Source organism: Streptomyces sp. NPDC046805 (assembly GCF_040645355.1).
Classification (GTDB): Bacteria; Actinomycetota; Actinomycetes; order Streptomycetales; family Streptomycetaceae; genus Streptomyces.
In genome coordinates this window covers 90,057-108,869 of the sequence record NZ_JBEYYC010000030.1, presented here as the reverse complement: position 1 = coordinate 108,869, position 18,813 = coordinate 90,057, and the positions used below count along the sequence as shown (strand labels likewise).

The 18,813-nt window shown below is 72.3% G+C and carries 22 protein-coding genes; 13 read left to right on the top strand and 9 right to left on the bottom strand.

The features are described 5' to 3' along the window. Positions 1-111: formate dehydrogenase accessory sulfurtransferase FdhD (locus tag ABZ910_RS28255; RefSeq protein WP_361370102.1), on the top strand; the 111-nt coding region annotated here is incomplete at its 5' end. A 90-nt stretch (positions 112-201) separates the two neighbouring features. Beyond that, positions 202-1,128: a LysR family transcriptional regulator gene (locus ABZ910_RS28250; RefSeq protein ID WP_361370084.1), complete on the top strand. Its 927-nt coding sequence runs from the start codon at positions 202-204 to the stop codon at positions 1,126-1,128. A gap of 21 nt (positions 1,129-1,149) precedes the next feature. Here ABZ910_RS28250 and ABZ910_RS28245 read toward each other — a convergent pair whose 3' ends face one another. The 3 genes from ABZ910_RS28245 to ABZ910_RS28235 form a co-directional block, all read right to left on the bottom strand. Then, complete coding sequence (locus ABZ910_RS28245) at positions 1,150-1,542, bottom strand: NUDIX domain-containing protein (RefSeq protein WP_361370082.1); 393 nt, start codon at positions 1,540-1,542, stop codon at positions 1,150-1,152. Between the two features lie 126 nt (positions 1,543-1,668). Then, positions 1,669-3,267, bottom strand: a complete 1,599-nt coding sequence (locus ABZ910_RS28240) for a glycerol-3-phosphate dehydrogenase/oxidase (protein WP_361370080.1) — start codon at positions 3,265-3,267, stop codon at positions 1,669-1,671. Further along, a complete protein-coding gene (locus tag ABZ910_RS28235) occupies positions 3,264-3,863 on the bottom strand; it encodes a TetR/AcrR family transcriptional regulator (protein WP_361370078.1) in 600 nt (199 codons plus the stop codon). The genes ABZ910_RS28240 and ABZ910_RS28235 overlap by 4 nt, the downstream gene beginning before the upstream one ends. Positions 3,864-3,969: 106 nt before the next feature. Between ABZ910_RS28235 and ABZ910_RS28230 the strand changes: the two genes are divergently transcribed. Both ABZ910_RS28230 and ABZ910_RS28225 read left to right on the top strand, forming a co-directional pair. Then, a complete protein-coding gene (locus ABZ910_RS28230) occupies positions 3,970-5,598 on the top strand; it encodes an FAD-binding oxidoreductase (RefSeq protein ID WP_361370100.1) in 1,629 nt (542 codons plus the stop codon). A 154-nt stretch (positions 5,599-5,752) separates the two neighbouring features. Continuing rightward, on the top strand, positions 5,753-6,631 hold the full coding sequence (locus ABZ910_RS28225; protein WP_361370076.1) for a YegS/Rv2252/BmrU family lipid kinase: 879 nt from the start codon (positions 5,753-5,755) through the stop codon (positions 6,629-6,631). Positions 6,632-6,688: 57 nt separating this feature from the next. Here the strand turns inward: ABZ910_RS28225 and ABZ910_RS28220 are convergent, their stop codons facing one another. Together ABZ910_RS28220 and ABZ910_RS28215 are read right to left on the bottom strand one after the other, a co-directional pair. Continuing rightward, positions 6,689-6,904 carry a hypothetical protein gene (locus tag ABZ910_RS28220; RefSeq protein WP_361370074.1) on the bottom strand — a complete coding sequence of 72 codons (216 nt, stop codon included), beginning with the start codon at positions 6,902-6,904 and terminating at the stop codon, positions 6,689-6,691. A gap of 14 nt (positions 6,905-6,918) precedes the next feature. Continuing rightward, entirely contained in the window at positions 6,919-8,115 is a 1,197-nt protein-coding gene (locus ABZ910_RS28215; RefSeq protein WP_361370072.1) for a CapA family protein, read from the bottom strand. A gap of 116 nt (positions 8,116-8,231) precedes the next feature. Between ABZ910_RS28215 and ABZ910_RS28210 the strand changes: the two genes are divergently transcribed. Together ABZ910_RS28210 and ABZ910_RS28205 are read left to right on the top strand one after the other, a co-directional pair. Then, entirely contained in the window at positions 8,232-9,089 is an 858-nt protein-coding gene (locus ABZ910_RS28210) for a DMT family transporter (RefSeq protein ID WP_361370070.1), read from the top strand. A 126-nt stretch (positions 9,090-9,215) separates the two neighbouring features. After that, a complete protein-coding gene (locus ABZ910_RS28205) occupies positions 9,216-9,896 on the top strand; it encodes a ScbR family autoregulator-binding transcription factor (RefSeq protein ID WP_361370069.1) in 681 nt (226 codons plus the stop codon). A gap of 111 nt (positions 9,897-10,007) precedes the next feature. On the opposite strand, the gene ABZ910_RS28200 is transcribed toward ABZ910_RS28205, so the two are convergent. Next, positions 10,008-10,604 (bottom strand): TetR family transcriptional regulator, encoded by a 597-nt coding sequence (locus tag ABZ910_RS28200; protein ID WP_361370067.1) that lies wholly within the window; start codon positions 10,602-10,604, stop codon positions 10,008-10,010. Between the two features lie 181 nt (positions 10,605-10,785). Between ABZ910_RS28200 and ABZ910_RS28195 the strand changes: the two genes are divergently transcribed. From ABZ910_RS28195 to ABZ910_RS28180, 4 genes are read left to right on the top strand one after another with little or no spacing between them, the layout of a single operon-like run. Next, positions 10,786-11,961 (top strand): alkane 1-monooxygenase, encoded by a 1,176-nt coding sequence (locus tag ABZ910_RS28195; protein WP_361370065.1) that lies wholly within the window; start codon positions 10,786-10,788, stop codon positions 11,959-11,961. Then, positions 11,958-12,128 (top strand): rubredoxin, encoded by a 171-nt coding sequence (locus tag ABZ910_RS28190; RefSeq protein WP_361370063.1) that lies wholly within the window; start codon positions 11,958-11,960, stop codon positions 12,126-12,128. The genes ABZ910_RS28195 and ABZ910_RS28190 overlap by 4 nt, the downstream gene beginning before the upstream one ends. Next, entirely contained in the window at positions 12,125-12,319 is a 195-nt protein-coding gene (locus ABZ910_RS28185) for a rubredoxin (protein WP_361370061.1), read from the top strand. The genes ABZ910_RS28190 and ABZ910_RS28185 overlap by 4 nt, the downstream gene beginning before the upstream one ends. Beyond that, positions 12,312-13,517, top strand: coding sequence for an FAD-dependent oxidoreductase (locus ABZ910_RS28180; protein WP_361370059.1), 1,206 nt, complete (start codon positions 12,312-12,314; stop codon positions 13,515-13,517). The genes ABZ910_RS28185 and ABZ910_RS28180 overlap by 8 nt, the downstream gene beginning before the upstream one ends. Positions 13,518-13,645: 128 nt before the next feature. Here the strand turns inward: ABZ910_RS28180 and ABZ910_RS28175 are convergent, their stop codons facing one another. Next, a complete protein-coding gene (locus tag ABZ910_RS28175) occupies positions 13,646-14,143 on the bottom strand; it encodes a hypothetical protein (protein WP_361370057.1) in 498 nt (165 codons plus the stop codon). Between the two features lie 272 nt (positions 14,144-14,415). Here ABZ910_RS28175 and ABZ910_RS28170 point away from each other — a divergent pair, with 272 nt between their 5' ends. The 3 genes from ABZ910_RS28170 to ABZ910_RS28160 are packed head-to-tail and all read left to right on the top strand — an operon-like array spanning position 14,416 to position 17,420. Next, positions 14,416-14,583: a hypothetical protein gene (locus ABZ910_RS28170; RefSeq protein WP_361370055.1), complete on the top strand. Its 168-nt coding sequence runs from the start codon at positions 14,416-14,418 to the stop codon at positions 14,581-14,583. Between the two features lie 27 nt (positions 14,584-14,610). Further along, positions 14,611-16,500 carry an ABC transporter ATP-binding protein gene (locus ABZ910_RS28165; RefSeq protein ID WP_361370053.1) on the top strand — a complete coding sequence of 630 codons (1,890 nt, stop codon included), beginning with the start codon at positions 14,611-14,613 and terminating at the stop codon, positions 16,498-16,500. Beyond that, complete coding sequence (locus ABZ910_RS28160; RefSeq protein WP_361370051.1) at positions 16,497-17,420, top strand: serine/threonine-protein kinase; 924 nt, start codon at positions 16,497-16,499, stop codon at positions 17,418-17,420. The genes ABZ910_RS28165 and ABZ910_RS28160 overlap by 4 nt, the downstream gene beginning before the upstream one ends. Positions 17,421-17,459: 39 nt before the next feature. Here ABZ910_RS28160 and ABZ910_RS28155 read toward each other — a convergent pair whose 3' ends face one another. Both ABZ910_RS28155 and ABZ910_RS28150 read right to left on the bottom strand, forming a co-directional pair. After that, positions 17,460-18,200, bottom strand: a complete 741-nt coding sequence (locus ABZ910_RS28155; protein WP_361370050.1) for a hypothetical protein — start codon at positions 18,198-18,200, stop codon at positions 17,460-17,462. Further along, entirely contained in the window at positions 18,190-18,777 is a 588-nt protein-coding gene (locus ABZ910_RS28150) for a sigma-70 family RNA polymerase sigma factor (RefSeq protein WP_361370098.1), read from the bottom strand. Before ABZ910_RS28150 ends, ABZ910_RS28155 begins: the two co-directional genes overlap by 11 nt. Positions 18,778-18,813: the final 36 nt, after the last annotated feature.

Here is an 18,813-nt window from a genome sequence, read left to right as displayed (position 1 = left end):
GCCGCCGACCTCGCCGCCGAAAGCGGACTCACCCTCATCGGCTTCCTCCGCGGCACCTCCATGAACATCTACACCGGCGCCGAACGCCTCCAACCACAACCCGTGGCCTGACGCTTCCCAGCGTCGCTCCGGTCGGACAACGCCCACCCGGTCGGACGAATCCCCCTTACCGATCCGGCCGGATGGACCAGAGAGACCAAGATGCTGTTCCGCCAACTCGAATACCTGGTGGCGCTGTCCCGCGAACGTCATTTCGCACGTGCCGCCCAGTCCTGCTACGTCTCCCAGCCCGCCCTCTCCGAGGCGATCCGCAAGCTGGAGGAGGAGCTGGACGTGCCGCTCGTCCGGCGCGGACGCAGCTACGAGGGACTCACTCCCGAGGGCGAGCGCATCCTGATGTGGGCGCAGCGGATCCTGGCCGACCGTGAGGCCCTCACGGACGAGGTCGGGGCGCTGCGCACCGGTCTGAGCGGACGGCTGCGGATCGGCTCGGTCCCGACCGCGTCGGGCGCTGTGTCGCTGCTCACGGGCCCGTTCTGCGTGGAGCACCCGATGGTCACCGTGGACGTGATGGGCAACCTGCCGTCCGAGGAAATCCTGCGGCAGCTGCAGAATTTCGAACTGGACGCCGGAATCACCTACGTCCCCGAGAACCTTTCCGAGAATTTCCACGTCGTCACGCTGTACGAGGAGAAGTACGTACTGCTGACCAACATCGGCGACGGCCTGGCCCGGCAGTCGACGGCGACCTGGACCGAGGCGTCACGGCTTCCGCTGTGCCTGCTGAACCCGACCATGCAGGGGCGGCGGGTGCTGGACGAGATCTTCGCCGAGGCGGGCCTGCGTCCGGCGCCCCGCGTCGAGTGCGATTCGGTGGCCGCGCTGTTCTCCCACGTCCGGACGGGCCGGTGGGCCAGCATCGTGCCGCACTCCTGGCTCCATGTCTTCGGCGTCCCGGACGGGATGCGGGCGGTACCGCTGGTGGAGCCCACCCGCACGATGCCCATCGGGCTGGTGACCACGTCCCGCGAGCCGGGTCCGGTCATGGCCAGGGCCCTGGCCGAGACCGCCCGGGCCACGGATGTCGCCGCCATCCTGGAGCGGCTTCCCGGCGCCACCCCGGCCTGATCGGTCGCAGGCGCCGCCGGCTCACACCGGGGTGTGCCCCTCCAGGTAGTCACGTACGACCTGGGGCAGTCCGGCGTCGACGTCGGCGGCTTCCGCGAACGGGACCCAGCGGATCTGCTCCGGGGTGAGCCGGGCCCCGTCCGACGGGTCCTCGCTCAGCAGCTGGCACACCACGGCCGGCGGCGCGTCCGTCCCCGTGCCCGTCGCCGCCGGTGAGCGAAGCGGCTGGGAGCCGTCGACGAGGTAGCCGGTCAACTCGTACACGAGGCGTGCCGCGGTGGCCTCCGGTGTCTCGGCCGGCTCCGGGGCGCCCGACGGCAGCCCCCAGCCGTCCTGCCGTTCCACCAGCAGCAGGCGTCCGTCGTACACGGCGACCGCCTGCACCGCACCTCCGCCGGCGTCTTCCAGCGTCATGGCCCGACCATCCCTTCCCTGTTCCGACGACGTGGTACGGCGTCCGACGACGTACCACGCGCTCTACCCGGGCCCTGCTGTCCTACCCATCGCGCAGTGGCGTACCCCAAGGCCGCGGGCGAACCGTCACGACGAGCGGGACTCGCTCTCGCCGAGCACCTCGCGGGCGGCCTCCAGCGCGGCGGCGCGGTCGCCGGGGACGAGCCCGATACGGGTGCGCCGGTCGAGGAGGTCGGACGCGTCGAGGGCGCCCTCGTGGCATACGGCCCACAGCAGTTCGGCACGGGTGACGGGGTGGCCGGGCAGGACGGGTTCGCTCAGGCGCGGATCGTGCGCGGCGAGCGCGTGCACGGCCGGGGCCTCGGTGCCGTAGCGCCGGATCAGGCGACGGGGTACGGGCAGCGCGCCGAGGCGGTGGGGCGCGGCCGCGCCGACGAGCGGCACGGAGGCGGTGGTGGCCGGGCCGGCGGGGAGACGGCGGGCCGTGACGGCGGCGTCGACGGCGTCTTTCGCCATGCGCCGATAGGTGGTGAGCTTGCCGCCCACCACGGTGACCACGCCGTCGGGCGAGGTCAGGACCGCGTGTCGGCGGGAGATGTCGGAGGTCCGTGCGGGCGCGCCGCGGCGGTCCGCGGCGGTGTCCAGCAGGGGGCGCAGCCCGGCGAAGGCGCCGACGACGTCGTCGCGGCGTACAGGTACCTCCAGGACGGAGCCGAGGACGTCGAGCAGGAAGCCGATGTCGGTCTCGGGAACCTCCGGGACGTCGGGGATCTCGCCCTCGACGGGCTCGTCGGTGAGCCCGACGTACACGCGCCCGTCGCCCTGGGGGAGGACCAGCACGAAGCGGTTGGTCTCCCCGGGGACCGGGACGTGCAGGCCTGCGGGGAGGGGGCCCAGCAGGTCCGAGCGGAGCACCAGGTGGGTGCCCCGCGAGGGCCGTATCCGGATGCCGTCCACCAGGTCGCCCGCCCATACGCCGGAGGCGTTGATCACCGCACGGGCGCGGATCTCGCCCTGCTCTCCGGTGAGTTCGTCGCGTACGCGGGCGCCGCCTCCGGTCAGCTCCAGGGCTCGGACCCGGGTCAGGACGCGCGCACCGTGGGCCGCGGCGGTGCGGGCGAGCGCGGTCACCAGGCGGGCGTCGTCGATCACCCGCCCGTCCCAGGACAGCAGCCCGCCGCGCAGGCCGTCGGCCCGGACGGACGGGGCCAGGGTGCGGGTCTCCACCGCGGACAGGCGGCGGGGTGCGGGCAGGGTGGTGCGGGACGTGCGGGCCGTGAGGCGCAGGGTGTCCCCGGCCCGGAAACCGGCCCACGCCAGCGACGCCTGGCCCCGGGAGACCAGGGGCGTCAGGGGTAGCACGAACGGCTGGGCGCTGACCAGGTGAGGGGCGGTGCGCTCCATCAGCACGCCGCGTTCCACCGCGCTCTCGTGGGCGACGTCGAACTGCCCGGCGGCCAGATAGCGCAGTCCGCCGTGGATGAGCTTGGAGCTCCAGCGGGACGTACCGAAGGCCAGGTCGTGGGCGTCGACGGCCACGACGCTCAATCCGCGGGCGGCGGCGTCCAGGGCCGCTCCGGCGCCGGTCGCGCCGAGCCCGACGACCAGGACGTCGACCTCGGTGCCGTCGACCGCCTGGGCGAGTTCGCGCCGGCGGCGGCCGGCGGAGAGGGACGATCCCGGGGTCGGAGCGGTGGGGACGGCGGGGCGGTGTGCGGGGCTCATGGCGTGAGAGTCCTCTCCAGCAGGAAGCGCATTTCGTCGAGGAAGGCCGCGGAGGTGAGGTCGGCGTCGTTCTCGTCGGTCATGGTCCGCAGGGACAGGGTGAAGGACTGGACGACCAACAGCAGGGCGCGGGCCTGCCGTTCGACGGGGCCGGGACGCACCGACCCGTCCGCGTGACCCGCGCGCAGGGCGTCGCCCAGCAGCCGGAGGAGCGCGTCCTGGCTCGCTCCGCGGCGGTCGAGCACATAGGGGAGGAGCAGTTCGGGATCGACGTCGATGATCTTGCGGAAGAGCGGATGGGCACGGAAGGCCGCCACCCCCGCCACCAGCCCGTCGACGATCAGGCCCCGGGAGTGCTGCCCCGGCCGGCGCTGGGGCATGGCCCCTGTGGCCACGTCGACCCACTCACGGGTCATCAAGTCGCCCACCAGGGTGCGCACATCGGGCCAGCGCCGGTAGAGCGTCATCCGGGAGACCCCGGCGCGGCGGGCCACGTCGGTCAGGGTGGTGCGGCGGACTCCGACGGCCAGAACGCAGTCACGCGCCGCGTCGAGCACGCGATCATTGTCCGAACCGTTGTGACGAATAGGCGTCATGTGTCACAGTGTAACGCCTGAGGCCGCGTCGGATACGGCGCTTCGCGAACCGGCGGACCACCGCATGACGAACCGGCCGACCACCGAACGATGGGGACAACCGTTCATGGACATGCTGTGGAGCGGCTGGGGCGACCCGGCCAAGGCCGCGCCCCTGCCCGACACGGTGATCGGGCTGCTGCGCGACCTGCTCGGCGTCAAGCCGCGCGACACCGCCGTACACGCCCTGGAGGACATCGCCGTCCCCGAAACCCCGCTGGACTCCGCCGCACTCGGCGCCCTGGCGGACGCCGTCGGCGACGCGGCCCACGTCCGTACGGACGCGGAGAGCCGCATCCGGCACACCCGGGGGAAGTCCACCCCGGACCTGCTGCGGATCCGCGCCGGTGACACCGAGGACGTCCCGGCCGCCGTGATCCTGCCCGCGACCCACGACGAGGTGCTCGCCGTGCTGCGCGCGTGCGGTCAACACGGCCTGGCCGCCGTCCCGTTCGGGGGAGGAACCTCCGTCGTCGGCGGACTCGCCCCCGAGCAGCCCGAGCGATCCGACGGGTCCGAGCGGTCCGGGCCGCGCGCCTTCGTCGCCCTCGACCTGCGCCGCATGGACGGCCTGCTCGACGTCGACCCGGTCTCCCGCACCGCCACGCTCCAGCCCGGCCTGCGCGCCCCGCAGGCCGAGGCGCTCCTCGCCGAGCACGGGTTCACCCTCGGGCACTTCCCGCAGTCGTACGAATGGGCCACCATCGGCGGGTTCGCCGCCGCGCGCTCCAGTGGACAGGCCTCGGCCGGGTACGGCCGCTTCGACGAGATGGTGCTCGGCCTGACCGTCGCCACCCCTCGGGGCACCCTCGACATCGGCCGCGCCCCGCGGTCGGCCGCCGGACCCGACCTGCGTCAGCTGATCCTCGGCTCCGAGGGCGCGTTCGGCGTCGTCACCGCCGTCACCGTGCGCGTCCGGCCCGTCCCGCGGACCCGCCGCTACGAGGGGTGGCGCTTCGCCTCGTTCGAGGAGGGAGCCGCCGCTCTGCGCCGCCTCGCCCAGGACGGCCCGCTGCCCACGGTGCTGCGCCTGTCCGACGAGACCGAGACCCTCATCGGTCTGGCCCAGCCCGACGCCATCGGCTCGGCCGACGCCGGGCAGAGCGCCGGCTGCCTCGCCATCGCCGGGTACGAGGGCACGGAGGAGGAGACGGCGCACCGCCGGGAACGCGCGGCGGCCGTGCTGCGCTCGTGCGGCGGCGAGTTCCTGGGAGCCGAACCCGGCGAACGCTGGGCCCACGGCCGCTACTCCGCCCCCTATCTGCGCGACTCCCTGCTGGACGCGGGCGCGTTCGCCGAAACGCTGGAGACCGCGACCTTCTGGTCCCGTGTCCCCGCGCTGTACACGGCCGTCCGCGGCGCGCTCACCGAGACCCTCACCGCGGCCGGCACACCGCCGCTGGTGATGTGTCACATCTCCCACGTGTACGAGAACGGTGCCTCCCTGTACTTCACGGTGGTCTCGGCGCAGGGCGAGGACCCGGTCGCCCACTGGGCCCCGGCCAAGCACGCCGCCAACGAGGCCGTCCTGGCGGCGGGCGGCACGATCAGCCACCACCACGGAGTGGGCACCGACCACCGCGACTGGTACGTCAGGGAAGCCGGCCCCCTCGGCATCGAGGCCCTGCAGGCGGTCAAGCGGTGCCTGGACCCGGCCGGAATCCTGAATCCGGGCATCCTGCTGCCCACCGACTGACCAGTTCCCGCACCCACGCCCCCGTCCCCTGTCTCCCCTGCGGACAACGCCAGTTGCCGGGGAGTACCCCCTCCCCGGCAGCCCTCGGCCACCATCCGTTACCCTCCACCATCCGTCACCGCCGACGTCCCCCTCACCGCCCGGAGGCTCACCGATGCGCCAGTTCACCGCCGTCGTCAATCCCACTGCGGGCGGCTCCACCGGGGCGGCGCTGCTGCGCATAGCCCGCCTGCTGCGGGAGGCCGGGGCCGAACTGGAGACCGAGTACAGCCGCAGCCTGGCCCACGCCCAGGAACTCGCCCTCGCCGCCGGTGCACAGGGCCGGGTCGTGCTCGCGGTCGGCGGCGACGGCATCGCCGGTGGCATCGGCGGTGCCCTCAGCGGAACCGGCACGGTGCTCGGCCTGGTCCCCGCCGGCCGCGGCAACGACTTCGCCCGCGCCCTGGGGCTGCCCGCCGACCCCGCCGACCTGGCCCGGGTCCTGCTCGACCACGAACCGCGCACCGTGGACACCATCGAGGTGGAGTCGGCCGTACACCCGCGCACCGTGGTGCTGGGCAGCGTGTACGCAGGCGTCGACGCGCTCGCCAACCAGCACGCCAACAACGCGCGGCTGCTGCGCGGAGCCGCCTCCTACTACCTCGGCGGACTGCGCGCGGTGACCACCTGGCGGCCGGCGTCCTTCCGCGTCACGGTCGACGGGCAGGAGCACGCTCACCGCGGCTATAGCGTCGTGGCCGCCAACTCCGCCTACTACGGCTCCGGCCGCGCCATCGCGCCCGCGGCCCGCCTGGACGACGGAGTGCTCGACGTCGTGATGATCCGTGAGGCCCCGCGCCACCTCTTCTTCGCCCTCATGAACGAGCTCAAGACGGGCGCCCACATCAACCGGCCCGAGGTGCAGATCCTGCGGGGCCGGGAGATCCGTATCGAGGCCGACCGTGCCGTCCCCTACGGCGCCGACGGCGAGGTCGAGGCCACCCTCCCCGTCACGGCCAGGGTGCGCCCCGGCGACCTCGCGGTGCTGTGCTGAGCGTGCCGAGTGTGCTTCGCGTGCTGAGCACCGGGGCGCCGGGGCATCGAACGTCCCCTAATCGAAGAGCCCTTGGACCACTCGTGCCGCCGCCTCGCTCTCGGCGGCGGCGGGCGAGAGCTCGCTGAGCGTGTCGAGGGCGGTGTCGTCTCTCAGTTCCGTCTCCCAGGCGTCGGCGAGTCTCTCCTGTTCCTCGCGCGGGCGGCGTTGCACGTGTTCCCGGGCGTGCGGGCTGAGGGCGGCGAGGAATCGCTCGACGGTTTCGATCGGCATCTCGTTCTCCTTGATCACGAGGGGTGTCGGCCCTCTGTGGGGCGACTGCGGTGTGCGGGTCCCCAGCGGCGGATGGGCCCCATGCGTTGCGTGGGCCCGTCGCGGTCCGTGGGTACCAGCGTCAGTGACCCGTCGGCCGCCATGCCGATGGACACGCCCTCGCTCACCCGCTCCAGCGTCGCGCGCAGCCAGGCGCCGTCCTCGGCGGACGCGGGCTCCAGCCGCATCCGGCGGGCCCGCAGCGGCACCATGCGCAGACCGGCTAGGCGACCCGTGTCCGCCTCGACCGAGACCAGGAACGCCAGTCGGAGGTCGTCGCGGTAGTCCTCGTAGCCCGTGATGCCTTCGTAGTCGTCGACGAAGTCGCCGCAGCCGTGCAGGACCAGCCGCTCGCCGTACACCTCGACGGGGCGGGGGTGGTGCGAGGAGTGGCCGTGGATCACGTCCACGCCGCCGTCGACGAGGGCGTGCGCGAAGCGGACCTGCCGGCCGGGGACGCGGTAGCCCCAGTTCGAGCCCCAGTGCACGGACACGACCGCGATGTCCCCGGGGCGCTTCACGCGTCGTACGTCCTCGGCGATCGCGTCGGCCGCGGCAGGCGTCAGGGCCGGGACGAAGGCGACACCGGAGCGCTCCGCGCCCGCCGCCCAGTCGTCCGGTATGCCGCTGCACGACGTCCCGATGCCGAACACGAGCACGCGCCGGTCGCCGCCCACCGGGACGGCCGCGGGCGTGCGTGCCTCGTCGGCGTTCCGTCCCGCGCCGGCCGTGCGCAGGCCCCCGTGGGAGAGGGCGTCGAGTGTCTCGGTGAGCCCCTCGCGGCCGAAGTCGAGGACGTGGTTGTTGGACAGCACGCAGACGTCGGGCCGGGCCGCCAGCAGGGCGGGCAGGTTGGCCGGGTGCATGCGGTAGTGGACCGCCTTGCCCGGCGCGAACACGTCGCTGCGGGTGACCGACGTCTCCAGGTTCACGATCCGCGCGTCCGGGGCCGCCTCCTCCAGCACCCGCAGGGCGTCGCCCCACGGCCAGGAGGGGGAGACAGGAGCGGGAATCGGGCCGTTGACGGCCTCGGCGGCCCGGACGTAGCCGCGGGCGTCGCCGACGTACTCCTCCCGCAGGGCCGGATCGCCGGGGTGCGTGAGGATCTGGTCGACGCCGCGCCCGAGCATCACATCGCCGCACAGGAACAGCGTCACCGTGCCGCCGTCCATGTCTCCACGGTAGGACGGGTTCCCGCCGGTGTCCGCCCGCGTGGGTACGCCGGCCCCCGGCGACCGGCGTCGATCACCGCCGAGAGGGGGCGTCCGAGGCGAGGCATGATGGATGCGTGATTGCGCTTGCCGTGTTCTGTGCCGTTCTGGGTGCCGCCAGCAACGCCGCTGGAACGGCGTTCCAGCGCAAGGCGGCCCGCACGGTGTCCCAGGGCGGCGGGCTGCGTCTGGTGCTCGCTCTCGCGCGGCGCACCGCCTGGCGCATCGGCATCCTCGGCGTCATGGGCGCCGCTCTGTTTCAGGCCCTGGCCCTGATCAACGGACCCATGGCCCTGGTCCAGCCGCTGTTCATCCTGGAGCTGCCGTTCGCTCTGTTGATCTCCGCTCCGCTGCTGCACATCCGGCTGCCGCCCGAGGGCTGGTGGGGGGTCGGGGGAGTGGTCGTCGGGCTTGCCCTGGTCCTGGGGGCCGCGGCGCCCTCGGGCAGCCGCAACCAGGCGCCCATGTCGCACTGGGTGCCGGTGCTCGCGGTGTGCCTGGGGGCGATGGCCGCGGCGGTCGTCCTCGCGCGTCCGTCCCGCTCGTCCCTGTTCCGCGCGGCCGCTCTCGCGACGGCCGCCGCGATCGGCAACGCCCTGACCGCCGGGCTGATGAAGTCGGCCACGGGGACGCTCGCCCACGACGGCTTCCGCGCCTTCCTCGCCACCTGGCAGACCTACGGGTTCGCGATCGTCGGGGTCTGCTCGCTCGTGCTCCTGGAGAACTCCCTGCAGGCCGGCCTGCTCGCCGCCTCCCAGCCCGCGCTGACCATCGGCGACGCGACGGCGAGCCTGCTGCTGGGCGTGACCCTGTTCAGCGAGGAGATCCGCACGGGCTGGTGGCTGCTGCCGGAGGTGGCGGGTCTCCTGCTGCTCCTGTGGGGCGTCCTGCGGCTGACGCGTGCGGTGCCCAACATCCTCAAGCTCGTTCAGTAGGGCCACGGTGGACGCGGGGCGCGCTTGTACGCCGTACGCCTTGAAGGCGCGTCGGACGGCTGGAAACATACGCACGCGTCGGTTTATCCAGGGCGGCTTTCAGGAGCCGGCGCGGAGGTGCGATCCGTGGCGCTGCAGGAACGGGCGATCAGGACACGGCAGTCCATTCTGGCGGCGGCCGCCGCGGTGTTCGCCGAGGTCGGGTACGAGGCGGCGACCATCGCGGAGATCCTCCGACGGGCGCGCGTGACCAAGGGGGCCCTGTACTTCCACTTCCCCTCCAAGGAGGAACTGGCCCGGGCGGTGCTGGCGGAGCATCTCTCGGCCGTCCCGCAGCCGCCGCCACGGGAACTGATCCTGCAGGAGAGCCTGGACGGAACGTTCCTGCTCGCCCATCTGCTGAGCCGGGGCGAGCCGTTGGTCCAGGGCGGTGTCCGGCTGGCCATGGACCAGGGCCGCCCGAACGACCGGCTGGAGCGGCGGCTGCCGATCGCCGGGTGGATCGAGCGCAACGTAGCGCTGCTGTCCCGGGCGAAGGAGAAGGGGGAACTGCTGCCCCAGGTCGACGTCGCGGCGGCGGCCCGCAACCGTGTGGCGGTGTTCGCCGGTGCCCAGGTTCTCTCGAAGGTCATGACGGGACACGCCGACCTGGAGGAGCGGGTCGCCGACATCGAGCGGCACGTGATGGCCAGCATCGCCGTACCGGCCGTGCTCGTCCGGCTGGACATGGCGCCGGACCGGGGGGCCCGGGTCTACGAGGAGGCCATGCGCCTGCGCCGGCGGACCGAGGCCGCGACCGCCGGCTGAACGCTGCCCGGCACGCGTGCCGGGCAGGCGCCGCTCGCTCGCGTGCACCGCATTGCTTGCGTCGCCCGCCGGCCCCCAGCTGGTGTCGCAGGCTCAGCCCATCGCGCTCGGTCAGTCACGCCCGCCCGGGTAGGCGATCCGCGAAGTGATCAGCGCGATCCGGCGCGCGGACTCCTCCGGGGGGCCGACCGGCTGGACGATGTGGCTGATCGTCAGGCGGACGATCGTCTCGACCGCCAGGCCCCGCGACTCCGCGTCGACGTCCGGCCACGCCTCGGTCGCGTACCCGTCGAGCATCGCCATGGCGGTCGCGAAGACCGGCTCGGTGCGGGTGGTGAGATAGGCGAGGAGCTCGTCGTCGCCGCCGCGCGCCGCCAGCAGGATGGCCTTGATCAGCGGGTTGTCCACGGCCTGTTGGAGGGTGTACACGACGCCGGCCGCGGCCGCCGCGTTCAAGTCGCTGCGATGCGCGTCGAGTTCGCGCTGGATGCCGATCAGGAAGCCTTCGAGTTCACGCTGGACGAGGGCCTTGCCGATCGCCTCCTTGGTGCCGAACTCGTTGTAGAGGGTCTGCCGGCTGACACCTGCCGCGCGCGCGATGCCGGCCATGCGCAGCCCGCCCCAACCGTCCGCGGCCACCAGGTGGTAGGCCGCGTCAAGTACCTGCTCACGCAGCAGAGATCGAACACTTTCACGGAATCGACTCATCGTGCACTCACTCTAACCAACCCTCCGTGGCGGCCTCATATCCCTCCCGAACGATCCGGTCCGAATACTGCCCGATCTGATCGATCGCTGTCCGAAGTATTGACGAGTACACGCCCCTCTGTCTATCTACTGGACTGAACGCATGCAATGTGTCCAACCAGTGACGGCGAGGAGGCCGCGCATGGCCGTGCAGAGCGAACAAGAAGCAGTACCGGCGGGCATCCCCTGGCGGGATCCCAAGCGTTATCTCTGGCTCATGGGCCTGATCGTCCCGTCCTTCCCGTTCCTCTCCTGGGGGCTCGTGGAGCTCACCGGGCTGCGGCTGTTCTGGTGGACGGGCATCGGCATCCTGTACGTGCTCTTCCCGATCATCGACCAGCTCACCGGCAAGGACTCGGCCAACCCGCCCGAGAGCGCGCTCGCCTGGCTGGAGCGGGACCGCTACTACCGCTGGTGCATCTTCCTCTACCTGCCCGTGCAGTACGCCGGCCTCGCCGTGGGCTGCTGGCTCATCGCCGACGGCGGTCTGTCGACGCTCGACAAGGTGGGGCTGGCGCTCACCCTCGGCGGCGTCGCGGGGATCGGCATCAACACCGCGCACGAACTCGGCCACAAGAAGGAGTCGGTGGAGCGCTGGCTGTCCAAGGTCGCGCTCGCCCAGACCTTCTACGGGCACTTCTTCATCGAGCACAACCGCGGCCACCACGTCCGCGTCGCGACCCCCGAGGACCCGGCGAGCGCGCGGTTCGGCGAGAGCTTCTGGCGGTTCCTGCCGAGGACGGTCGTCGGCAGTCTCGTGTCCGCCTGGCGCCTGGAGAAGGCCAGGCTCGCCCGCAGCGGCAAGTCGCCGTGGACACTGCGCAACGACATCCTGAACGCCTGGGTCATGTCGCTCGTCCTCTTCGGCGCCCTCACCGCCGCCTTCGGACCGGGCGTCCTGCCGTACCTAGCCCTCCAGGCGGTCTTCGGCTTCTGCCTGCTGGAGGTCGTCAACTACATCGAGCACTATGGCCTGTTGCGCCGGCGCGCCGGGAGCGGCCGGTACGAGCGCTGCGCCCCGCGCCACAGCTGGAACAGCGACAACGTCGCCTCCAACGTCTTCCTCTACCACCTCCAGCGCCACAGTGACCACCACGCCAACCCCACCCGCCGCTACCAGGCCCTGCGGCACTTCGAGGACGCTCCCGAACTCCCCACCGGCTACGCGGGAATGATCCTCCTCGCCTATGTCCCGCCCCTGTGGCGCCGGGTCATGGACCACCGCGTCCTCGCCCACTACGACGGCGACGTGACCCGCGCCAACATCCAGCCGAGCAAGCGCCCGGCGGTCCTCGCCCGTTACGGAGCCGCCGCGTGAGCCGTCACCGCTGCCCCGCCTGCGACTACGTGTACGACGAGACCGCCGGCCACCCCCGCGAGGGCTTCCCCGCGGGCACGCCCTGGAACCAGGTGCCGGACGACTGGTGCTGCCCCGACTGCGGTGTCCGAGAAAAGATCGACTTCGAACTCGAGGAGAGTGCGTGACCGGCGACGACCGCCCCGCGAAGAAGTGGCAGTGCCTGGTGTGCGGCTTCGTCTACGACGAGGCCGAGGGCTGGCCCGACGAGGGCATCGCCCCCGGCACCCGCTGGGAGGACATCCCGGACGACTGGAGCTGCCCCGACTGCGGCGCCGCGAAGGCCGACTTCGAGATGGTCGAGATCACCCATGCCTGAGCCCCTCGCCGGCCCCGTCGTCATCGTCGGCACCGGGATCGCGGGCGCCACCGCCGCGCTCACCCTGCGTGCCGAGGGCTACGACGGGGAGCTCACCCTCATCGGCGACGACCCCGAATCTCCCTACCGCAGGCCCCCGTTGTCCAAGGAGGTGCTCGCGGGCGCCCAGCCGCCGTCCCGAACGCTGCTGCGCCCCCAGGGCAATTGGGCGGACCGGGGCATCGACCTGCGTACCGGCACCGAGGCCACCGCGCTGGACACGATCCGGCGCGAGGTCGTCCTCTCCGACGGCACGACGCTGCCGTACCGGCGGCTGCTGCTCGCCACCGGCGGGCGTGCCAGGCCGCTGCCCGCGGCCGAGGGCCTGCCGGGCGTCCACACCCTGCGCAGCCTCGCCGACGCGAACGCGCTCCGGTCCGCGCTGATCGGCGGCGGCCGGGTCCTGGTCGTCGGCGCCGGACTGATCGGCCTGGAGGTGGCCGCCACCGCGCGCGGCCTCGGCTGCGAGGTCACGGTCACCGAGGCCGACGAGCGGCCGCTCGCCCGCGTGCTCCCGGCGGCCGTGGCCGACGCGGTCGCCGGCCTGCACCGGGCGCGGGGCGTGGCGATCCGCGCCGGGGTCCGGCTCGACGACTTCGCACGGCGTGACGGCCGGATCGTCGCCACGCCCCGCGGGGGTTCGGCGGACGGCGAGCTGACGGCGGACACGGTCGTGGTCGCCGTGGGCATGACCCCCGAGACGACCCTCGCCGAACGCGCCGGCCTCAAGACCGACGACGGGATCCTGGTCGACGCGTACGGCGCGACCTCCGCGCCGGGCGTGTACGCGGCCGGGGACGTGGCCCGCGGCCTCTACGGGACCGGGGGCGCGCCCAGGAGGTACGAACACTGGTCCCACGCCCAGGACCACGGGGCGGCCGTCGCGCGTACCCTGCTCGGAGCCACCGTCCCGTACGAGCCCCGCCCGTGGTTCTGGGCCCAGCAGTACGGCAACACCCTTCAGGTCGCCGGCGACCCGCAGGAGGCCGAGACGTTCACCGTCGACGGGGACATGGCCGACCCTGAGGCGTGCGACTTCGCCGTACGGGCGTTTCGCGACGGCCGCCTGATCGGGGTGGTGTGCGCGAACCGGCCGCGGGAGTTCCGGACACTGCGAGCGGAACTGGAGGCCGGAGCGGATCAGGCGCCGACGCCGTGAATCAGCCGTACGGCCGGTGAGATGACGTCGAGTGCGACGCTCCGTGGGGCCGCGCCCGACACCCCCGTCCGAGCTCGCGCCCGCCGAGTGGCGGGCGCGGGCCGGACATCCGACGGCGGCCGTATCGCCTAGCAGCCGCCGCAGTTGTAGTACAAGACGTCCCAGTGGTTGCCCTCGTCGGTGTAGATGTTGCCGGAGCCCGACTGCCACATCGGGTAGCCGTCACCGCGCAGGCCGATGTAGCCGAAGTTGTTCTTGATGTAGTTGCCGATGCACGTGTACTTGCTGTAGTCGAGCTTGTAGCCGTTCCAGTGCGAGTACGTGCCGCTCGCGTGGCCCGTCTCGGTGCCGCCCGTGATGTTGAGCGCGCAGCCGCTGGCCTTCTTGAGCGTCTGGGCGCCCTGCGCGGTGGCGAGGTTGAGCTGGTCGAACGACGTACAGGTGGAGTTGTTGCGGTTGGTGCAGTTGCCCGACGACGACCAGGTGATGCCGACCGAGCGGAACATCGATTCGGCCGTGGCCTGGCTGATCTTCGTGACGGCGAAGGCGTCGGTGGCGGTGCCGACGACCGCGACACTCGGAGCGACGACGAGCGCGAGTGCGGTCAAGGCGGAGCGGATTTTCATGGGGGAACCCTTCCTGCGAACGACCGTGCTTCCTGTGAGGTGGCTGTGCGGGCGGTGCAGGCAGTGCACGCAGATAGTGCCCGAGGTCTACGCGCGTCCGCCAGAGGGCTGCGCGAATTTGCCCGGAAGCGCCATCCGCCGCGGGTTCTCGGCCGTATCCCTGATGGGGGATGCGAGCAAGGGAGAAACTATGGCGATCTTCAGTCACCTCATTCCCGCGAATCGTGACCGCGACCGGTTCACGTCGGAGTTCGGCGGCTACGGCCACGGATATGGCCACGGCCACGGGCACGGTGGCAGCGGCCATGGCGGTCATGGTCATGGCGGCCATGGGCACGGTGGTCATGGCGGCCACGGTGGTCACGGTGGGCACGGCGGCCACGGCGGCTACTAATCACACACGGCTGAGCGGGCCGGGGCCCGCAACTCCGGTCCGCTGAGCCCGCGACCTTCGAGGTGCGCACGCCATGGCCCGCGTCCCGCGGCATGTTCTGCGGCGTCTGCTGTCGGTGGGCGAGGATCCGCATGCCGTGGTCGCCGCCGCACCCCCGGTGCCGCTCCGCGACATCTTCCGGCGCTTCTGGCCGTACACGCGCGGGGGCCGGCGCTGGCTGCTCCTCATCCTCTGCTTCAGTCTGCTCGGGCCCGCGCTCGACGGGGCCGAGATCTGGCTGTTCAAGCTCGTCGTCGACGACGTGCTCGTCCCGCGCGATCTGGGCCCGCTGCTCTGGATCGCGCTCGTCTACCTGGGACTCATCGTCGCTTCCGGCGTGCTGGGCTTCGCCGACGAGGTGACGTCCACCTGGGTCAGCGAGCGCTTCCTGCTGTCCCTGCGCGCGGATGTGTTCCGGCACGTCCAGAGCCTGTCCCTCGCGTTCTTCGAACGACGGCGGCTCGGGGACGTGCTCTCCCGCGTCACGGGCGACGTCGACGCCGTCGAGACGTTCCTCCTCTCCGGCGTGGCCAACGCCCTCTACTACGTCGTCGAGGTGGGCGTCTTCCTCGGTCTGCTGGTCTATCTGCGCTGGGATCTGACCCTTCTCGCGCTCGTCATCGTGCCGCTGTTCTGGGCCGCGGCCCGCCACTTCTCGCGGCTGATCAAGGCAGCCTCGCGGGAGCGCCGGCGCCGCAGCGGCTCGCTCAGCGCGATCGCCGAGGAGTCGCTCGGCAACGTCGCCCTGGTCCAGGCGTACAACCGGCAGGGCTGGGAGGAGGGCCGGTTCCAGCGCGAGAGCCTCGGCAAGTTCCGGGCGGCGATGACGTCGGCACGGATCCACGGCGTCTACGGGCCCCTCGTCGAGATCATCGAGGTGAGCGGCGCGCTCGCCGTCATGGCGCTGGGCACGTGGCAGCTGGCGGCCGGCCGGCTGACGCTCGGCGGCCTGCTGGTCTTCCTCGCGCTGATCAGCAAGCTCTACGCCCCGATCCGCGGCCTGTCCCACCTCAGCACCACGTTCTACGCCGCGTCCGCCTCCGCCGAGCGGATCATCGAGCTGCTCGACCAGCGCCCCCAGGTCGTCGAGGCCGCCGGAGCCCGCCGACTGGCGAACGCCCGCGGCGACGTGGAGTTCGACGGGGTCTCCTTCCGCTACCCGGGCACGTCCCAGTGGGCGCTCGCCGACGTGTCGTTCCGGGTGGCACCCGGTGAGACGCTGGCGCTCGTCGGGGCGAGCGGCGCCGGCAAGTCCACCGTCGCCAAGCTGCAGTTGCGCTTCTACGACCCCGACCGGGGCGCCGTCCGCCTCGACGGAGCCGACCTGAGGGACCTGCGGCTGGCCGACGTACGGGAGAGTGTCGCGGTGGTCCTGCAGGAGACGCTGGTCTTCCACGGCACCGTCCGGGAGAACATCGCCTACGGCCGCCCGGACGCGAGCGAGGCGGACATCGTCGCCGCGGCCCGGGCCGCCGACGCCGACGATTTCATCCGGCTGCTTCCGGACGGCTACGACACCGTGGTGGGCCACCAGGGCCGGATGCTCTCGGGCGGCCAGCGCCAGCGCGTCGCCATCGCCCGCGCGATGATCAGGGACGCCCCCGTACTGCTGCTCGACGAACCCACCACCGGGCTGGACGCCCGGTCGGGCCGGCGGATCATGGAGCCGCTGCGCCGGCTCATGGCCGGGCGCGCCACCATCGTCATCTCGCACAACCTGCTCACCGTGCGCGACGCCACCCGCATCGTGGTCCTCGACCACGGCCGGGTCATCGAGTGCGGCACCCACGAAGACCTGCTGGCGCACGACGGCACCTACGCCCGGCTGCAGCGCCTGAACGCGGCGACAGCGCCGAACGCGGGGACGGGGCGCACCCCCTTGAACTCCGCCGCCGCCCCGAGGACGGGCACGGTGCCGACATGAGCGGGGACACCGCATCGGCAGCGCCGACCCTGGCACCCGGCACGGAGATCGTGCCGGGCTACGAGGTCCTGGCCCATCTCACGCGGACCGGCTGGCTCGACCTGTACGACGCGTGGAGCGAGGAACGGGACTGCCGTTGCGTCGTCAAGGTCGTACGTCCCGACCGCCGCGACGACGAACGACTGGGCCGGCGGCTGCTGCGCGAGGGCCGCTGGCTCCAGGCCTTCAGCCATCCTCATCTGGTCCGTGCGTACGAGACGTTCGCGTCGCCGGAGCCCGTCGTCGTCCTGGAGACCCTCACCGGCGAGACGCTGTCCCACCTCATCCACCGGTTGCGGCGCAGGCCGTCCGCCGCGGACGTGGCCCTGCTCGGCGTCCACCTGTGCTCCGCCATGCACTACCTCCACGGCCAGGGACTGCTGCACCTCGACCTCAAGCCGTCCAACGTCGTCGTCGACTGCGGGCACGCCAAGGTGCTCGACCTGAGCGTCGCGCGGCCGCCCGGCACCGCTCCCGCGGGCCTCGGCACATGCTGCTACCTCGCACCCGAGCAGGCGCGCGGCGGAGCGCTGACGACGGCCGCCGACGTGTGGGGAGTGGGTGTCACGTTGTACGAGGTCGCCACGGGGAGCCTGCCGTTCGCCTGCGGGCGGACGGGGACGGAGGCGGGGGACACAGGGGACACACCGTCGGGGGACGCTCAGGCCGGTGACAGCACGACCGGGCGGGGCGACCGGTATCCGCAACTCGAAGGAACCGCGCCGCCGATCGGGTCCCGCCGACGCCTGCCGCGGGACATGGCCACGGCCATCGACGGCTGCTTGCGGCCGGCACCGGCGGCCCGCCCCACCATCAGAGACCTCGCCGCCGCCTTCGACGCGACCCTGCCGTGGCAGCGGCGCCACGTGCCCCGGGCCTGATGCCGCCGCCGGCCGCGCAGGCGCGCCCGGCCCGGAGGATCACGCCGTCGTGTGGAAGTGCGCCTTGGCGATGACCGTGCCGTCCGGGTCGGTCAGGTGAGCGCCGGCGAGAGTGGTCGGCTCCACCGTCAGCGGGACCTGCCAGGAACCGTAGCCGTCGTGCAGTGCGAAGGTGCCCACGGGCACGGTGGTGCCGTTCTTGCGCTCCAGCAGGCAGTGGACCTTCCCGCTGTACCCGATGTCTTCGAGGTCGATGGACACATACAGCCAGCCGGGCGTTCCGGGGTGAGCGAGGATCTTGCCGGCCGACTCTCCACGGGGGCCGATTGTCGTCAGATCCGCGAGCATCACCCCGGGCACGACCTGAGTGGGCCGCGACGGCGAGGCCTGGTTCTCGAGGGCCGTGCCGATGGCCCAGCCGCCGAACCCGGCGGCGAGCGCGAGAGCGGCCGCGGCGGAGGCGACGCCCAGCCGTACCCGTCCGGGGAAGCCCTTGCGCAGGAGACGCAGCCGGCGCAGGCCCCCACCTCCGTCGCGCGCCGCAGCGGCCTGGGCCAGCGAACGCGCCACCCGGGTCTCGAACCCGACCGGAGGCTCCCGGGCCGGCACCAGGCCGATCAGCCCGTCGCCGACGAGGGTCAGCTCCTCGACGTACCGCCGGCAGTCGGCGCACCGCTCCAGATGCGCGACGGCCTCCGCCCGCTCTCGGCCATGGAGAACGCCGAGAGCCAGCTCCGCGCCGATCTCCCGCAGCGTCTCGCAGGTCACGTCAGGGGACATCGTCGCCTCGCTTCGGAGACGTCAGCGTGGTCCGAAGTTTGCCCATTGCTGTCCTGATCCGGGTCTTGGCCGTGCCCAGCGGGATGTGCTCCCGGTCGGCGACCTGTTGGGCGGTCATCCCGTAGATGCCCGCCATCACCAGGGCACGGCCCTGTTCACGCGGCAGCCGCGCCACGGCGGCCCGCAGGCGGGACGACGCCTCGTCCGCGAGCGCGTACTGCTCGGGGGTCTCGGTCACGGCATCGAGGAGCGTGTCGAGATCTTGGGGTGCCACGGGATCCGGTCGACGTGAGCGGACGGCGTCGATGGCCAGATTGTGTGCGATCGTCGTCAGCCAACTTGTCACCGACCCGCGGCGGGAGTCATAGATCTGCGCGTGTTTCCACGCACGTTCGAACGTCTGCTGGGCGATGTCCTCGGCCAGCTGCGGATCGCCGATGACAGCCATGGCGACACCGAAGACCGTCCGCTGAAACCGCCTGACGAACGTCACCGCGAGCTCTGGGTCACCCGTGGCCAGCCCCGAGAGCAGAGCCTCGTCTGGAAGGCGGCCCACGGGAAGCCCAAAACCCTGCATACCCATATATACGGACCATTCAGGGCAGAAGATTGC

Coding starts and splice junctions, on each gene's coding strand:
- ABZ910_RS28195 (WP_361370065.1), top strand. CDS start 10,786: ATGGCCGTGCAGAGCGAACAAGAAGCAGTACCGGCGGGCATCCCCTGG.
- ABZ910_RS28225 (WP_361370076.1), top strand. CDS start 5,753: ATGCGCCAGTTCACCGCCGTCGTCAATCCCACTGCGGGCGGCTCCACC.
- ABZ910_RS28240 (WP_361370080.1), bottom strand. CDS start 3,267: ATGAGCCCCGCACACCGCCCCGCCGTCCCCACCGCTCCGACCCCGGGA.
- ABZ910_RS28220 (WP_361370074.1), bottom strand. CDS start 6,904: ATGCCGATCGAAACCGTCGAGCGATTCCTCGCCGCCCTCAGCCCGCAC.
- ABZ910_RS28165 (WP_361370053.1), top strand. CDS start 14,611: ATGGCCCGCGTCCCGCGGCATGTTCTGCGGCGTCTGCTGTCGGTGGGC.
- ABZ910_RS28215 (WP_361370072.1), bottom strand. CDS start 8,115: ATGGACGGCGGCACGGTGACGCTGTTCCTGTGCGGCGATGTGATGCTC.
- ABZ910_RS28150 (WP_361370098.1), bottom strand. CDS start 18,777: ATGCAGGGTTTTGGGCTTCCCGTGGGCCGCCTTCCAGACGAGGCTCTG.
- ABZ910_RS28200 (WP_361370067.1), bottom strand. CDS start 10,604: ATGAGTCGATTCCGTGAAAGTGTTCGATCTCTGCTGCGTGAGCAGGTA.
- ABZ910_RS28245 (WP_361370082.1), bottom strand. CDS start 1,542: ATGACGCTGGAAGACGCCGGCGGAGGTGCGGTGCAGGCGGTCGCCGTG.
- ABZ910_RS28235 (WP_361370078.1), bottom strand. CDS start 3,863: ATGACGCCTATTCGTCACAACGGTTCGGACAATGATCGCGTGCTCGAC.
- ABZ910_RS28180 (WP_361370059.1), top strand. CDS start 12,312: ATGCCTGAGCCCCTCGCCGGCCCCGTCGTCATCGTCGGCACCGGGATC.
- ABZ910_RS28170 (WP_361370055.1), top strand. CDS start 14,416: ATGGCCACGGCCACGGGCACGGTGGCAGCGGCCATGGCGGTCATGGTC.
- ABZ910_RS28250 (WP_361370084.1), top strand. CDS start 202: ATGCTGTTCCGCCAACTCGAATACCTGGTGGCGCTGTCCCGCGAACGT.
- ABZ910_RS28230 (WP_361370100.1), top strand. CDS start 3,970: ATGGACATGCTGTGGAGCGGCTGGGGCGACCCGGCCAAGGCCGCGCCC.
- ABZ910_RS28175 (WP_361370057.1), bottom strand. CDS start 14,143: ATGAAAATCCGCTCCGCCTTGACCGCACTCGCGCTCGTCGTCGCTCCG.
- ABZ910_RS28155 (WP_361370050.1), bottom strand. CDS start 18,200: ATGTCCCCTGACGTGACCTGCGAGACGCTGCGGGAGATCGGCGCGGAG.
- ABZ910_RS28160 (WP_361370051.1), top strand. CDS start 16,497: ATGAGCGGGGACACCGCATCGGCAGCGCCGACCCTGGCACCCGGCACG.